At 59.5% G+C, this 15,424-nt stretch carries 16 protein-coding genes; 5 read left to right on the plus strand and 11 right to left on the minus strand.

What is annotated here, in order from left to right; translation table 11 throughout:
* Nucleotides 1-18: 18 nt before the first annotated feature.
* From nusB to pgpA, 3 genes are read left to right on the plus strand one after another with little or no spacing between them, the layout of a single operon-like run.
* Nucleotides 19-435, plus strand: coding sequence for a transcription antitermination factor NusB (nusB, locus tag C9411_RS12735; RefSeq protein ID WP_004940384.1), 417 nt, complete (start codon nucleotides 19-21; stop codon nucleotides 433-435).
* A 51-nt stretch (nucleotides 436-486) separates the two neighbouring features.
* Nucleotides 487-1,479, plus strand: a complete 993-nt coding sequence (gene thiL, locus C9411_RS12740; protein WP_063990965.1) for a thiamine-phosphate kinase — start codon at nucleotides 487-489, stop codon at nucleotides 1,477-1,479.
* The gene (pgpA, locus tag C9411_RS12745; RefSeq protein ID WP_004940382.1) at nucleotides 1,472-1,966 is read left to right on the plus strand and encodes a phosphatidylglycerophosphatase A; all 495 of its coding nucleotides are present in this window, start codon (nucleotides 1,472-1,474) and stop codon (nucleotides 1,964-1,966) included. Before thiL ends, pgpA begins: the two co-directional genes overlap by 8 nt.
* Nucleotides 1,967-1,999: 33 nt before the next feature.
* On the opposite strand, the gene C9411_RS12750 is transcribed toward pgpA, so the two are convergent.
* The 4 genes from C9411_RS12750 to xseB form a co-directional block, all read right to left on the minus strand.
* Nucleotides 2,000-2,974, minus strand: coding sequence for an aldo/keto reductase (locus tag C9411_RS12750; protein ID WP_107227181.1), 975 nt, complete (start codon nucleotides 2,972-2,974; stop codon nucleotides 2,000-2,002).
* A gap of 107 nt (nucleotides 2,975-3,081) precedes the next feature.
* Nucleotides 3,082-4,947: a 1-deoxy-D-xylulose-5-phosphate synthase gene (gene dxs / locus C9411_RS12755; protein WP_063990967.1), complete on the minus strand. Its 1,866-nt coding sequence runs from the start codon at nucleotides 4,945-4,947 to the stop codon at nucleotides 3,082-3,084.
* Nucleotides 4,948-4,981: 34 nt separating this feature from the next.
* Nucleotides 4,982-5,902: a (2E,6E)-farnesyl diphosphate synthase gene (gene ispA, locus C9411_RS12760; RefSeq protein ID WP_063990968.1), complete on the minus strand. Its 921-nt coding sequence runs from the start codon at nucleotides 5,900-5,902 to the stop codon at nucleotides 4,982-4,984.
* A 5-nt stretch (nucleotides 5,903-5,907) separates the two neighbouring features.
* Nucleotides 5,908-6,171 (minus strand): exodeoxyribonuclease VII small subunit, encoded by a 264-nt coding sequence (gene xseB / locus C9411_RS12765; protein WP_033642062.1) that lies wholly within the window; start codon nucleotides 6,169-6,171, stop codon nucleotides 5,908-5,910.
* A 160-nt stretch (nucleotides 6,172-6,331) separates the two neighbouring features.
* On the opposite strand from xseB, the gene thiI reads away from it, so the two are divergent.
* Nucleotides 6,332-7,780 (plus strand): tRNA uracil 4-sulfurtransferase ThiI, encoded by a 1,449-nt coding sequence (gene thiI / locus C9411_RS12770; protein WP_063990969.1) that lies wholly within the window; start codon nucleotides 6,332-6,334, stop codon nucleotides 7,778-7,780.
* A 66-nt stretch (nucleotides 7,781-7,846) separates the two neighbouring features.
* On the opposite strand, the gene yajL is transcribed toward thiI, so the two are convergent.
* Nucleotides 7,847-8,437: a protein deglycase YajL gene (gene yajL / locus C9411_RS12775; protein WP_063990970.1), complete on the minus strand. Its 591-nt coding sequence runs from the start codon at nucleotides 8,435-8,437 to the stop codon at nucleotides 7,847-7,849.
* Nucleotides 8,400-9,311: a 2-dehydropantoate 2-reductase gene (gene panE, locus C9411_RS12780; protein WP_033647309.1), complete on the minus strand. Its 912-nt coding sequence runs from the start codon at nucleotides 9,309-9,311 to the stop codon at nucleotides 8,400-8,402. Before panE ends, yajL begins: the two co-directional genes overlap by 38 nt.
* Nucleotides 9,312-9,493: 182 nt before the next feature.
* Here panE and C9411_RS12785 point away from each other — a divergent pair, with 182 nt between their 5' ends.
* The gene (locus C9411_RS12785; RefSeq protein WP_033637310.1) at nucleotides 9,494-9,985 is read left to right on the plus strand and encodes a YajQ family cyclic di-GMP-binding protein; all 492 of its coding nucleotides are present in this window, start codon (nucleotides 9,494-9,496) and stop codon (nucleotides 9,983-9,985) included.
* A 34-nt stretch (nucleotides 9,986-10,019) separates the two neighbouring features.
* Here the strand turns inward: C9411_RS12785 and C9411_RS12790 are convergent, their stop codons facing one another.
* The 5 genes from C9411_RS12790 to cyoB form a co-directional block, all read right to left on the minus strand.
* Nucleotides 10,020-11,384, minus strand: a complete 1,365-nt coding sequence (locus tag C9411_RS12790) for an MFS transporter (RefSeq protein WP_060423360.1) — start codon at nucleotides 11,382-11,384, stop codon at nucleotides 10,020-10,022.
* A gap of 198 nt (nucleotides 11,385-11,582) precedes the next feature.
* The gene (gene cyoE, locus C9411_RS12795; protein ID WP_025301761.1) at nucleotides 11,583-12,473 is read right to left on the minus strand and encodes a heme o synthase; all 891 of its coding nucleotides are present in this window, start codon (nucleotides 12,471-12,473) and stop codon (nucleotides 11,583-11,585) included.
* A gap of 17 nt (nucleotides 12,474-12,490) precedes the next feature.
* A complete protein-coding gene (locus C9411_RS12800) occupies nucleotides 12,491-12,829 on the minus strand; it encodes a cytochrome o ubiquinol oxidase subunit IV (protein WP_063990971.1) in 339 nt (112 codons plus the stop codon).
* Nucleotides 12,829-13,443 (minus strand): cytochrome o ubiquinol oxidase subunit III, encoded by a 615-nt coding sequence (locus C9411_RS12805; RefSeq protein ID WP_004940367.1) that lies wholly within the window; start codon nucleotides 13,441-13,443, stop codon nucleotides 12,829-12,831. The genes C9411_RS12800 and C9411_RS12805 overlap by 1 nt, the downstream gene beginning before the upstream one ends.
* Entirely contained in the window at nucleotides 13,433-15,424 is a 1,992-nt protein-coding gene (cyoB, locus tag C9411_RS12810; RefSeq protein WP_063990972.1) for a cytochrome o ubiquinol oxidase subunit I, read from the minus strand. Before cyoB ends, C9411_RS12805 begins: the two co-directional genes overlap by 11 nt.

Raw genomic sequence — 15,424 nt, forward strand, 5'->3', positions numbered from 1 at the left:
TTAGTTAAGGGGAATTCCGTGAAACCTGCTGCTCGTCGCCGCGCTCGTGAGTGCGCTGTTCAAGCGCTTTACTCTTGGCAGTTGTCTAAAAACGACCTTGCCGATGTTGAACACCAGTTCCTGACGGAGCAGGATGTCAAAGATGTTGACGTCGCCTATTTTCGCGAGTTGCTGTCCGGCGCGGCAGTGAATGCAGGTATGCTGGACGAACTGATGGCGCCTTACCTGTCGCGTCAGCTCGAAGAGCTGGGCCAGGTAGAACGCGCGGTGCTGCGCGTCGCGCTGTTTGAACTGAAAATGCGCGAGGATGTCCCTTACAAGGTGGCGATCAACGAAGCGATCGAACTGGCGAAAACCTTCGGCGCAGAAGACAGCCACAAGTTTGTGAACGGGGTGCTGGATAAAGTGGCACCAACCCTTCGCAAGAAAAAGTAAAACATTAAGGCCGGCATTCCCGGCCTTAATTTCTTCTAGTGGAATATCGATATGGCATGCGGCGAATTTGACCTCATTGCCCGCTATTTTGACCGGTTTAAGCGTGTGCGCCGGGATGTACAGTTGGGCATTGGAGATGACTGCGCACTGCTGGCAGTGCCGGAAAAACAGCTGGTGGCCGTCAGTACCGATACGTTGGTCGCGGGCATTCACTTCCTGCCGGACATCGATCCGGCCGATCTCGGTTATAAGGCGCTGGCGGTCAATCTGAGCGATCTGGCGGCGATGGGCGCCGATCCGGCCTGGCTCTCGCTGGCACTGACCCTGCCGGAGGTGGACGAGCCGTGGTTGAAGGCCTTCAGCGACAGCCTGTTCGATCAGCTCAACTATTATGGCATGCAGCTGATCGGCGGCGATACCACGCGCGGGCCGCTGAGCATGACGTTGACCATTCAGGGGCTGATCCCGGCCGGTCGGGCGCTGACCCGCAGCGGTGCGCGCATCGGCGACTGGATCTATGTGACCGGCACGCTGGGCGACAGCGCCGCCGGTCTGGCGATCCTGCAGGATCGCCTGGCGGTGACGGATGCGGCGGCGCGCGATTATCTGATCGCTCGTCATCTGCGGCCGCAGCCGCGGGTGCTGCAGGGGCAGGCGCTGCGCGATCTGGCCAGCTCGGCGATCGACATCTCCGACGGCCTGATTTCCGATCTGAAGCATATCCTGAAGGCCAGCGACTGTGGCGCGCGCATCGTGCTGGACGAGCTGCCGATGTCGCAGGCGCTGAGCAGCCACGCCGATGCCGAGCAGGCGCTGCGTTGGGCGCTGGCGGGCGGTGAAGATTATGAACTGTGCTTCACCGTGCCGGAGATCAACCGCGGCGCGCTGGAAGTGGCGCTGAGTCACCTCGGAGCTGACTACACCTGCATCGGCCAAATTGGCCCGCTGTCTGAAGGCATCCGCTATTATCGCGACGACGAAGCGGTAGAGCTGGATTGGATTGGGTTCGATCATTTCAACGCGGAGCCGGGCACCCATGGATGAAGCCAAGCGTCGGCTGCGGATGAGCAATCCGTGGCACCTGCTGGCCACCGGGTTTGGCAGCGGTTTGTCGCCGGTGATGCCGGGCACCATGGGATCGCTGGCGGCGATCCCGTTCTGGCTGCTGCTGATCCAGCTGCCGTGGCAGCTTTACTCGCTGGCGGTGATGTTCAGCATCTGCATCGGCGTCTATATTTGCCACCGTACGGCAAAAGACATGAAGGTGCACGATCACGGCAGCATCGTCTGGGACGAGTTCGTCGGCATGTGGATCACGCTGATGGCGCTGCCGGTCAACGACTGGCGCTGGGTCGCCGCCGGTTTCGTCATCTTCCGCATTCTGGATATGTGGAAACCGTGGCCGATCCGCTGGTTCGACCGCAACGTACATGGCGGCATGGGCATCATGGTCGACGATATCATCGCCGGCGTGCTGTCCGCCGGCATCATCTACCTGATTGGGCATCACTGGCCGATCGGGCTGTTCTGACAGACGGGCGCGCTGTTTCGCGCCCGCTTCTCTTTATTCAAACCCCGTCACCCGGTGCGGCACGTAAGCCGTCTCCAGCTCCGCCACCTCTTGCGGCGATAAACTCAAATCGACCGCGGCAATGGCGTCATCCAGCTGTTCGCTGCGCGAAGCGCCGACGATCGGCGCGCTGACCGCCGGTTTGTTCAGCAACCAGGCCAGCGCGATCTGCGCGCGTGAAACGCCGCGTTCCTCGGCGAGGCTGGCGACGCGTTCGGCGATAATGGCGTCGATGCCTTCAGTTTCCTCGTACAGGCTCTTGCCGAATTGGTCGGAAACCAACCGCGCGGTGGTTTCGCCCCACGGGCGGGTCAGGCGGCCGCGCGCCAGCGGGCTCCACGGCAGCACGGCGATGCCTTCGGCGGCGCACAGCGGGTGCATTTCGCGCTCTTCTTCGCGCTGAATCAGGTTGTATTGATCCTGCATGCTGACGAAGCGCGTCCAGCCGTGCAGATCGGCGGTATACAGCGCCTTGGCGAACTGCCAGGCGTACATCGAAGAGGCGCCGATGTAACGCGCCTTGCCGGCTTTCACCACGTCGTGCAGCGCTTCCAGCGTCTCTTCCAGCGGCGTTTCGTAATCCCAGCGGTGGATTTGCAGCAAATCGACGTAGTCGGTACCCAGGCGCCGCAGGCTGTCGTCGATGGACTGCATGATGTTGGCGCGCGACAAACCGCGCTTCAGGTTACTCAGCGGGAAATACACCTTGGTGGCGACCACCACGTCTTCGCGGCGCGCATAGTCGCGCAGCGCCCGGCCGAGGATTTCCTCACTGCTGCCGTCGGAATAGCTGTTAGCGGTGTCGTAAAAGTTGATGCCGGCTTCCAGCGCCTGTTTCAGCAGCGGGCGGCTGCTCTCTTCCGGCAGCGTCCAGGCGTGATTGCCGCGGTTCGGTTCGCCGTAGGTCATGCAACCCAGGCAGATGCGCGAAACGTTCAGATCGGTGTTGCCCAGTTTCAGGTACTTCATGCTTGCCTCCCATTCACAGCTCAGACAGTAACTGTAGCGCGGATCCCGGAGGGCGGAAATGAAAACGCCCCCGAAGGCGGAGGCGTTTTGTCAGGCGCGAGTGGCGATTACTGCGCCAGCCAGGTTTCGATTTGGCGCTGAATGCCGGCGGCGTCCAGCCCCAGATCGGCGCGCAGCTCTTCCTGGCTGCCCTGCGAGACGAAGCTGTCCGGCAGGCCGAGGTTCAGCACCGGCACCGGACGGCGTTTGGCCATCAGCAGTTCGTTGACGCCGCTGCCGGCGCCGCCCATGATGGCGTTCTCTTCCAGCGTGACCAGCGTTTCATGGCTGGCGGCCAATTCGAGCACCAGTTGCTCGTCCAGCGGTTTGACGAAGCGCATGTCGACCAGCGTGGCGTTGAGCGCCTCCGCCGCTTGCGCGGCCTCCGGCAGCAGGGTGCCGAAGTTGAGAATGGCGATCTTTTCTCCCTGGCGGCGCACCACGCCTTTGCCGATCGGCAGCTGGTTGAGCGGCTCCAGCGTCGCGCCGGTGCCGGTGCCGCGCGGATAGCGCACCGCGCTCGGGCCGGCATTGTAGTGATAGCCGGTGTACAGCATCTGACGGCATTCGTTCTCGTCGCTCGGCGTCATGATCACCATGGTCGGGATGCAGCGCATGAACGACAGATCGAACGCCCCCTGGTGAGTCTGGCCGTCGGCGCCGACGATGCCGCCGCGATCGATGGCGAACATCACCGGCAGGTTCTGGATCGCCACATCGTGGATCAGCTGGTCGTAGGCGCGTTGCAAGAAGGTGGAATAGATTGCCACCACCGGCTTGTAGCCACCGATCGCCAGCCCGGCGGCGAAGGTGACCGCGTGCTGCTCGGCGATCGCCACGTCGAAATATTGCTGCGGGTAGTCACGAGAGAACTGCACCATGCCGGAACCTTCGCGCATCGCCGGTGTGATCGCCATCAGCGAGCTGTCTTTGGCGGCGGTTTCACACAGCCAGTCGCCGAAGATTTTCGAATAGGTCGGCAGACCGCCGGCGCTTTTCGGCAGCGTGCCGCTGGCAGGATCAAACTTCGGCACCGCGTGGAAGCTGATCGGATCTTTCTCCGCTGGCGCGTAACCGCGGCCTTTCTTGGTCATGATGTGCAACAGCTGCGGGCCTTTCAGATCGCGCATGTTTTTCAACGTGGCAACCAGCCCCTGCACGTCGTGCCCGTCTACCGGACCGATGTAGTTAAAGCCCAGCTCTTCGAACAGCGTGCCCGGCACCACCATGCCTTTCAGGTGCTCTTCGGTGCGTTTCACCAGCTCCTTGATCGGCGGCACGCCGGCCAGCACTTTCTTGCCGCCTTCGCGCAGGGTGGAGTAAAGCTTACCGGACAGCAGCTGCGCCAGATGGTTGTTCAGCGCGCCGACGTTTTCCGAGATCGACATCTCATTGTCGTTCAGCACCACCAGCATGTCCGGATTGATGTCGCCGGCGTGGTTCATCGCTTCGAACGCCATGCCGGCGGTGATGGCGCCGTCGCCGATCACGCACACCGTGCGGCGGCCTTTGCCTTCACGCTCCGCCGCCACCGCCATGCCGAGACCAGCGCTGATTGAGGTCGACGAGTGGCCGACCGACAGCACGTCGTATTCGCTTTCGGCGCGCCACGGGAAGGGATGCAGGCCGTTTTTTTGCCGAATGGTGGCGATGCGGTCGCGGCGGCCGGTCAGAATTTTGTGCGGGTAGGCCTGGTGGCCGACGTCCCACACCAGGTGATCGAACGGCGTGTTGTAGACGAAATGCAACGCCACCGTCAGTTCGACGGTACCCAGCCCGGAGGCAAAGTGGCCGCTGGAGCGACTGACGCTGTTCAGCAGGTATTGCCGCAGCTCATCGCACAGCTTCGGCAAGCTCTCTTTGGGCAGTGAGCGGAGTTCCTCGGGGTTTTCCGCTAGCGCCAGGGTTGGGTATTTGGCTATATCAAGACTCATTCGATACTCATATCAGAGGAGTTAACGTCACACGTTAATTGTCGCGTTCAATAATGAAGCTGGCTAACGCTCGCAATGGCGCTGTGTTATAAGATTGCGCTGCCAAAGTGTCTAATGCAGCTAAGGCTTCCTGATAGAGATCCCACGCTTTTGCTTTCGCGCTGTCAAGCCCGAGCAACGCCGGGTAGGTACTCTTTCCGTGTTGTTGGTCCGCGCCCTGGCGCTTGCCGATTTTTTCAGTCTCGCCGACAACGTCCAAAATGTCATCCTGCACCTGGAACGCCAGACCAACCGCGGCGGCGTAACGATCCAGCTGCGGCAGCGCCGCTCGCCCGGCTTCGCCGGCGCTCAGCGCGCCCAGGCGCACCGCCGCGCGGATCAGCGCGCCGGTTTTGTGGCGGTGGATCTGCTCCAGCGCCTGCAGATTGATGTGCTTGCCCTCTGCCTCCAGATCGAGCGATTGACCGCCGCACATGCCGGCTACGCCGCTGGCGGTCGCCAGTTCGGAGACCATCGCCAGCCGATCGCGCAACGCTACGTCAGGCATTTCGGCATCGGCCAGGATCGAAAACGCCAGCGTTTGCAGCGCATCGCCGGCCAGGATCGCGTTGGCTTCGCCGAATTTAATGTGGCAGGTCGGCTGGCCGCGGCGCAGATCGTCGTCGTCCATCGCCGGCAGATCGTCGTGGATCAGCGAGTAGGCATGAATGCATTCTACCGCCGCCGCCGGCGCGTCCAGGTTGCTCAGCGACACGCCGAACATCTGGCCGGTGGTGTAGACCAGGAACGGGCGCAGGCGCTTGCCGCCCAGCAAGGCGCCATGACGCATCGCCGCCACCATGTTGCCGTCGTTGAACGGCAGCGGGGCGATGAAGTCCAGCAGCGCGCGATCGGCGCGCTGGCGGAAAATCTGCATTTGATCGGCAAAAGCGGCCGATGGGGCGATCTCAGACATGTCGGTTACTCGGTATCCGGTGTGAAAGGCGCCAGCGCGGCATCGTCGGCGCTGTCGTTAAGGAGTATCTGCACACGCTGTTCCGCCTGTTGCAGTTTCTGCTGGCCCTGACGCGCCAACTGCACGCCGCGTTCGAATTCGTTCAGCGCGTCTTCCAGCGGCAGTTCGCCTGATTCCAGACGCGTCACGATGCTTTCCAGCTCGCCGAGGGCGCTTTCAAAGCTGGCTGTTTGCTCTGTACTGGCTGATTGTGCTGGTTTTTTCGGCATAATTTTCTTTTTACGTCATCATGTGAACCGTGGCGCCAGAGCCTATCCTAGCGGATCTTGATTAGCAAATCATGGCGCTCATGTGTGGTTTTGTGCGCAGAGCACGGCGATATGGTGATATACTCCGCGCCGTAATTCTTATCTGACAACAAAGACCGCCATGAAGTTTATCATTAAATTGTTCCCGGAAATCACCATCAAGAGCCAATCTGTGCGCTTGCGCTTTATCAAGATTCTCTCGACCAATATTCGCAACGTCCTGAAGCAGTATGATGAAACGCTGGCGGTCGTCCGTCACTGGGATCATATCGAAGTTCGCGCCAAAGATGAAAACCAGCGGCCGGTCATCGCCGACGCCCTGACGCGCATTCCCGGCATCCACCATATTCTGGAAGTGGAAGACCGCGCTTATACCGACATCCATCACATCTTCGAGCAGACGCTGGAAGCCTACCGCGCCCAGCTGGAAGGCAAAACCTTCTGCGTGCGCGTCAAGCGCCGCGGCAAGCAGGCGTTCAACTCGCAGGACGTGGAGCGCTACGTCGGCGGCGGCCTGAACCAGCATATCGAGAGCGCGCGCGTTAACCTGACCCGCCCGCAGGTCACGGTAAACCTGGAGATTGAAGACGACAAGCTGATGCTGGTCAAACGCCGCCTCGAAGGCATCGGCGGTTATCCGGTCGGCACTCAGGAAGACGTGCTGTCGCTGATTTCCGGCGGTTTCGACTCGGGCGTGTCCAGCTACATGCTGATGCGCCGTGGCTGCCGCGTGCATTTCTGCTTCTTCAACCTGGGCGGCGCTGCGCACGAGATTGGCGTGAAGCAGGTGGCGCACTACCTGTGGAACCGTTTTGCCAGCTCGCACAAGGTGCGCTTCGTCGCTATCGACTTCGAACCGGTGGTGGGCGAGATCCTGGAGAAGGTCGACGACGGCCAGATGGGCGTGGTGCTCAAGCGCATGATGGTGCGCGCCGCTTCGCAAGTGGCCGAACGCTATGGCGTTCAAGCGCTGGTGACCGGCGAGGCGCTGGGGCAGGTCTCCAGCCAGACGCTGACCAACCTGCGTTTGATCGACAATGCGTCCGATACCCTGATCCTGCGTCCGCTGATCTCGCACGATAAAGAGCATATCATCAAACTGGCGCGCGAAATCGGCACCGAAGACTTCGCCAAAACCATGCCGGAATACTGCGGCGTGATTTCGAAGAGCCCAACGGTGAAAGCGATCAAGGCCAAGATTGAAGAGGAAGAGAGCCACTTCGATTTCAGCATTCTCGACCGGGTGGTGAGCGAAGCGAAGAACGTCGATATCCGCTCTATCGCCGAGCAGGCACAGGAGCAGGTGACCGAGGTGGAAACCGTCGCGGCCTTCGGCGCCGACGAGGTGATCCTGGATATCCGCTCCAACGACGAGCAGGAAGAAAAACCGCTGCAGTTGGAACAGGTTGAAGTGAAAGCGCTGCCGTTCTACAAGCTGAGCACCCAGTTTGGCGATCTGGATCAGAGCAAAACCTACCTGCTGTACTGCGAGCGCGGCGTGATGAGCCGCCTGCAGGCGCTGTACCTGCTGGAGCAGGGCTTCAACAACGTGAAGGTTTATCGCCCGTAACGCACGGAGCGGCATAAACGTGAAGGGCTGAACCGATGTTCAGCCCTTTTTTTATCGGTAAGCCGCTCAGTCGCGGAAGTCGTACATCCCCGGGATCAGCACCAGCTGCGCGGCGATCTCCGCCGCCTTGGCCTTACCAAGCAGCAGGTCTATCAGCTTCAGCGCGAACTCCATCGCGGTGCCCGGCCCCTGGCTGGTGAGCAGGTTGACGCGTGCGTCGTACACCACGCGGCGCTCCATCCATTTATCCGCCGGTATCTGGTCTTTCAGGCCCGGGAAGCCGGTCATGTTGCCGATCGGAAACAGATCGTGGTGCTGCAGCACCAGTGCCGGCGCCGCGCAGATGGCGGCGACGATGTTGCCCTGCAGATGCATCTGCCGCACCTTTTCCACCAGCAGCGGGCTGTCGCGGAAGCATTCCGCGCCTTTCAGGCCGCCAGGCAGCACGATGGCGTCGAACGGCTCATCGACGATCGCCACCAGCGGCGCGTCGGCCAGCAGTTTGACGCCGCGCGAACAGACGATAGTCAGCTCGCCGTCGCCGGCAACGCTGGCGGTAGTGACTTTTACGCCCGCCCGCACCAGCAGATCGATGGCAGTGACGGCTTCGGTTTCTTCGCTACCAGGTGCCAGGCAGACCAGCGCCGATACGCTCATATTCATTTTCCTTTCGTTTAATCAGTTCAAACAGCCGCGCATTCTCCGGCAACGTGAGGCCGTGGCTGCGCGCGCGGCGCAGCAGATAGCCGGTGATGTAGTCGATCTCGGTGTGCCGCTGGCTGCGGATGTCCTGCAGCATCGACGAAACGTTGTCGGCGGTGCTGTGGATCACGTCCATCACGTATTGCATCAGGCCTTCGCAGGAGGTGTGGTAGCCCTCCATCGCCATCACGCTGGCGACTTCACGGCACAGCGTTTCGATCTGTTCCGGGTAGCGCTGCAGATCGCCATTGCGGCAGCCGTACAGCGCCGTCAGCGGGTTGATCACGCAGTTGACCGCCAGCTTGCGCCAGTTGGCCGAGGCGATGTTGTTGTGCCAGGCAACGTCGGGCAGCGCCTGATGCAGCACTTCCGCCAGGTGGCTGAGGTGCTGGGCGGCCGGCGAGGTCGGGCCGATGTGGGTGATGCCGGTGGCGACGTGGATAATGGTGCTGCCTTCGTGGCGCGCGGCGTGGGTGGTGGTGCCCTGCAGGATCGGCTGGCCGTTCGGCGGCAGCTCCTCCTGGGTGCCCATGCCGTTGTGCAGCAGCAAAATGGCGCACTGGGGGTTCAGCTTCGGCAGCAGCGCGCTGACCGCACTGGACACCTGCCAGGCTTTCAGCGTCACCAGCAGCAGCTCGCTTTGCGCAAGGTGCTCCGGATCGTTGGTGGGCAAGTTGCGATTGAACGAGACGCCTTCCGGCTCTATCACGTTCACCGCGCAAAAAGGCTGCGGCACTCTTAGCCATCCCTGTACATCGTGGCCCTGCTGATACAGCCGGGAGAGCCACAGTTGTCCGAGCGCGCCGCAACCAAGAATGGTTATTTTCATTCAGTCTCCTTGGAAACACGGGAATACCGCTCAATTACCGTGAATTAACTATAGGCTGTATGGCAGCCCGAAGCGCTATCCCTGCGTGCGTTCAGCAGATTTTGTCTGAGGCGGCAAAGCGGTTATCATGCTCGGCATCAAAATCGCCTAAGCTATTAGGCACTCATTCAGGAGGAAGAAGTATGCCATCTTTCGACATCGTTTCCGAAATTGATATGCAGGAAGTGCGTAACGCCGTTGAGAACGCCACCCGCGATCTCGGCACCCGCTGGGACTTTCGCAACGTGCCGGCCAGCTTTGAGCTAAACGAGAAAGACCAAAGCATCAAGGTTGCCAGCGAGTCTGATTTCCAGGTACAGCAGTTGCTCGACATTCTGCGCGAAAAGCTGAGCAAGCGCAGTATCGACGGCGCTGCGCTGGAGATCCCGGAAGAGTTTACCCACAGCGGTAAAACCTACAGTGTGGAAGCCAAGCTGAAGCAGGGGATTGAAACCTCTGTAGCGAAGAAAATTGTCAAGCTGATCAAAGACAGCAAGCTGAAGGTGCAGGCGCAGATCCAGGGCGAAGAAGTGCGGGTGACCGGCAAGTCACGCGACGATTTGCAGAGCGTGATGGCGCTGGTACGCGGCGGCGATCTGGGGCAGCCGTTCCAGTTCAAGAACTTCCGCGATTAATCTCTTCGGGGCCGGCATTGCCGGCCCCGTTTCTTTACAGCGAATTGACCAGCGCTTCCAACTGACCGCGATTGGTCTGTTTGGTATCCACCTTGACGTAGGCGCTGCGCTCTTCCGGCACCACGATCGCCTCGGCCACGCCGGGCTGCGCCTTCAGGCGGCTTTCCAGCGCCGAATCCTTCACCGCCAGTTCCGACAGCGTAATGCGCAGGCTGCTGACATACGGCGGCTCTTTCATTGTGCTGCTGACCAGGAACCAGAGCGCGGCCAACACGGCGCCGGCGATAAACACCAAGCCCGCCCCCTGCAAACCGTACAGCCAGCCGCCGAGGCTGCCGCCGATCGCCACGCCGATAAACTGGCTGGTGGAGTAGACCCCCATTGCGGTGCCCTTATAGCCGGCCGGCGATTCTTTGCTGATCAGAGAAGGCAGAATGGCTTCCATCACGTTGAAGGCCATGAAGAACAGCTGCACGCCGGCGATGATGCCCCAGAGGTGCGCGCCGGAGAGCCACAGTAGCACTTCGGCGCAAAACAGCACCGCCACGCAGCCCATAAAGACCTGCTTCATGCGGCGATATTTTTCGGCATAGATGATGAAAGGCACCACGGCGGCGAATGACACCAGCATGGTGACCAGGTAAACGATCCAGTGCTCGCTGGCTGCCAGTCCGGCTTTTTCCATCGCTAGCGGCAGCGCCACGAAGCTCGACATCAGCAGGATATGCAGGCACATGATGCCGAAGTTGAGCTTCAGCAGGCGCGAGTTGCTCAGCACCTTGCGGAAGCTGCCGCGCACGATGCTGGACTCGCGGTTCAGCAGGTGAGTGTCGGCGGAAGGCACTACTGCCAGGGTGATGACAATGCCGGCCAGCGCCAGTACGGCGATCATCCAGAACAGCGCATGCAGGCCGAAGGCGTGGGTGATGATAGGGCCCAATACCATGGCGATGGCAAAGGTGATGCCGAAGCTGACGCCGATAAACGCCATCGCCTTGGTGCGGTTCTGCTCGCGGGTCAGATCGGAGAGCAGCGCCATGACCGCGGCGGCGATCGCGCCGGAGCCTTGCAGCGCGCGGCCGAGGATCACGCCCCAGATTGAGTCGGTAGCGGCGGCGATCACGCTGCCGAGGGCAAAGATCAGCAGGCCGCCGACGATCAGCGGCTTGCGGCCGATGCGGTCGGACACCAGGCCGAACGGGATTTGAAACACCGCCTGCGCCAGGCCGTAGATGCCGATGGCGATGCCGATCAGCGCTTCGCTGGCGCCGTTGAGCGCCATGCCGTAGGTGGTCAGCACCGGCAGTACCATAAACATGCCGAGCATGCGCAAGGAGAATACGGTGCCCAATCCCCAGGTGGCGCGGCGCTCCTGCGGGGTCATTGAATTATCGTTCACATCAAACCTCGGTAAAAACCATGCCATCAGACGTTGCGACAGCGCCTGATGGCATGATTTCTGTAAAGCTGCGTCATTTTAGTGTGCAGGGCAGGGGGGGTAAATCGAATGTTGTTTAACAGATATTACAGTTCGGCCGCTTTTCAGCGTGACAAATAAAATGGGCCGCAAAAGCGGCCCATTCACAGATGATTTGGCTTACCAAACGTAGGTCACCAGCGCTTCAGGCGCCGCCGTGGCGCTGAAGTCGATCGACATCATCACGCTCAGCGAGGTGATGGCGACGATCGAGAACACGAACAGTTTACGCGCCCAGACGCTGTCGTTTTCGGTCTTGTAACCGCGCAGCGCCATGCCGAGCCACCATACGCTCACCGCCGCAGCGACGATCAGGTATTTGTAGCCGGCGTAACCCACCAAGGTCAGCATCAACGTGGCGATCATAAATGCCAGGATGTAGACCGTGATGTGGTTCTTGGCGACGGAAATGCCTTTCACCACCGGCAGGACCGGAATGTTGGCCGCCTGGTAATCTTTAAAGCGGAAGATAGCGATCGCATAAGAATGCGGCATCTGCCACAGGCTAAAGATAGCCAGCAGGATCAACGCGCCGGCGTCGAACTCGTTGGTCACCGCGCAGTAGCCGATAACCGGCGGCGCGGCGCCCGACAGGCTGCCGATCAGCGTGCCGTAGACCGAGTGGCGTTTCATGTACAGGCTGTAAACGCCGACATAAACCACGAAGCCCATCACCGCCAGCCACATGGCCAGCGGGTTGGCTGCGATATACAGCAACGCAAAGCCCACAATACCCAAAGCGGTCGCATAAACCAGGGTGACACTCGGCGCGATCAGGCCTTTTACCAGCACCCGATTCTTCGTTCTCTCCATTTTCTTGTCGATGTCGCGGTCGATGTAGTTGTTAAACACACAGCCCGACGCGACCACCAACGAGACACCCACCAGGGTGGCGAGAAACAGGGGATAGTCGATGCTCCCTTTGGAAGCGAGCAGGAATCCCCCAACGACAGAAATTAAATTGCCGAAAATAATTCCTGGTTTAGTGACTTGCAGGTATTGCTTAATCATCACGTGCAGCTCAGCTCTTAATCGACCATCATATTGATGTTGAGGTTGTACATAATCCAGAGTGAACCTACAACAACGATACCGATGATCATAGCGGTGAACAGCAATGCCACCAGGTTCCAGCGCTCTTCCGATGAGGTGTTCATGTGCAGGAAGTAAACCAGGTGAACAATCACCTGGATAACCGCCATACCGACAACAACCGCCAGGATGGTGGAATGAGAGGCGGAGCCGTTCATTACCATCGCAAATGGAATTACCGTCAGGATGATCGACAGGATAAAGCCGACCAGGTATGACTTCACGCTGCCGTGGCTTGCGCCGCCGTGAGAGGTTTCATGGGATGAATGGCTCATTACATAACCCCCAGCAGGTAGACAACGGTAAATACGCAGATCCAGACCACGTCCAGGAAGTGCCAGAACAGGCTCAGGCACATCAGGCGGGTTTTGTTGGTCGCGGTCAGGCCGAACTTGCTCACCTGAATCATCAGCACGATGATCCAAATCAGGCCGGAAGTCACGTGCAGACCGTGGGTGCCGACCAGCGCGAAGAAGCTGGACAGGAACGCGCTGCGATCCGGACCGAAGCCTTCGGCGATCAGGTGATGGAATTCATAGATTTCCATCGCCACGAAGCCCAGACCAAACAGGAAGGTCAGGAACAGCCAGGTGTTTACACCGCCAACTTTACCCTTGTTCATGGCGATCATCGCCATGCCGTAGGTGATGGAGCTGAACAACAGCAGGAAAGTTTCGACCAGGACAAACTTCAGGTCGAAGATGTCTTTGCCTGAGGGACCGCCAGCGGTCCCGTTCACCAGGACTGCATAAGTCGCGAACAAGCTCGCAAACAAAATACAGTCGCTCATCAGGTAGATCCAGAATCCGAAGACTTTGGTCTCTCCCGCGTCGTGGTGCCCATGCTCTGCATGGGCTGCGTTATGATTGGTCAGAGTTTCAGTTGACATGGTTCACGCCTGCTTTACGGATTTGTTCGTAGTGTTGGTTCTCAATGCGCTCGATTTCATCAACCTGCACATAGTAGTCAACATCGTGATCGAAGCTCTTGCCGATCCAGACAACGATCATACCGATGAAGCCGGCCAGAGCCATCCACCAGATTTCCCAAATCATTGCGAAACCGAAGACCAGGCTGAAGAAGGCGATGATAACGCCGGCGCCGGTGTTCTTAGGCATATGAATCGGTTCGTATTTAGCCGGTTTCTTATACGCTTCGCCTTTTTCTTTCATGTCCCAGAATTCATCACGGTCATGAATCTGCGGCACTACGGCAAAGTTATAGAACGGCGGTGGAGAAGACGTTGACCACTCCAGAGTACGAGCACCCCATGGGTCACCGGTCAGATCGCGGTTCTGTTCGCGGTCACGGATACTGACGAAGATCTGAATCAGCTGGCACAGGATGCCGCAGGCGATCAGCGCCGCACCGCCGGCTGCAACCAGCAGCAGAGGGTGGAACTCAGGGTTGATGTTCTGGCTGATACGACGGGTCATGCCCATAAAGCCCAATGCGTACAGCGGCATGAAGGCGGTGAAGAAGCCGATGATCCAGAACCAGAACGCGCGGATGCCCCATTTTTCGTTCAGCGTGAAGCCGAAGGATTTCGGGAACCAGTAGGTCAGGCCCGCGAAGCAACCGAACACCACGCCACCGATGATGACGTTGTGGAAGTGAGCGATCAGGAACAGGCTGTTGTGCAGCACGAAGTTCGCGCCCGGCACCGCCAGCAGAACGCCGGTCATACCACCCACGGAGAAGGTGATGATGAAGCCAACGGTCCACAGCATCGCGGAGTTGAGCTTGATACGGCCCTGATACATGGTGAACAGCCAGTTGAAGATTTTCACCCCGGTCGGGATGGAAATGATCATGGTGGCGATACCGAAGAAGGCGTTAACGTTCGCGCCGGACCCCATGGTGAAGAAGTGGTGCAGCCAGACGATGAACGACAGAACGGTGATCGCGATGGTTGCCCATACCAGTGAGGTATAGCCGAACAGGCGTTTTCTGGAGAAGGTTGCGGTGACTTCGGAGAACACGCCGAACACCGGCAGAACCAGAATATACACCTCTGGGTGACCCCAGGCCCAAATCAGGTTGATGTACATCATCATGTTGCCGCCCATATCATTGGTGAAGAAATGGGTGCCCAGATAGCGATCCAGGGTCAGCAGCGCGATGGTGACGGTCAGAATTGGGAAAGAAACGATGATCAGGACGTTGGTACACAGTGCCGCCCAGGTGAACACCGGCATCTTCATCAGAGGCATGCCAGGGGCACGCATCTTCAGAATGGTGGCGAAGAAGTTCACGCCGGTCAGCAGGGTACCCAGACCGGAAATCTGCAGGCTCCAGATCCAGTAATCGACCCCGACGCCAGGACTGTACTCTTTACCCGACAGCGGCGGATACGCCAGCCAACCGGTCTGAGCGAACTCACCGACCCCCAGGGAGATGTTGATCAGCACAACGCCCACCACGAAGAACCAGAAGCTCAGGGAGTTCAGGAACGGGAAGGCGACGTCGCGCGCACCGATTTGCAGCGGCACCACGACGTTCATCAGGCCGACCACGAAAGGCATCGCCATGAAGAAGATCATGATAACGCCGTGCGCGGTGAAGATCTGGTCGTAGTGGTGCGGCGGCAGGAACCCGGCTTCGCCGGCGGACGCCAACGCCTGCTGGCTACGCATCATGATGGCGTCGGCGAAGCCGCGCAGCAGCATGACCATCGCCACGATGATGTACATGATACCAATTTTTTTATGGTCGACCGAAGTCAGCCATTCGCTCCACAGCCACTTCCATTTGCCGAAATATGTCAGCAGCGCCAGCACTGCCAGGCCCCCGACAATAATTGCGGCTACGGTGACCATGATGATCGGTTCGTGGTACGGAACCGCATCAAGTGTTAATTTTCCCAACAT

This window comes from Serratia sp. Nf2 (assembly GCF_003028435.1).
GTDB lineage: Bacteria > Pseudomonadota > Gammaproteobacteria > Enterobacterales > Enterobacteriaceae > Serratia > Serratia marcescens_L.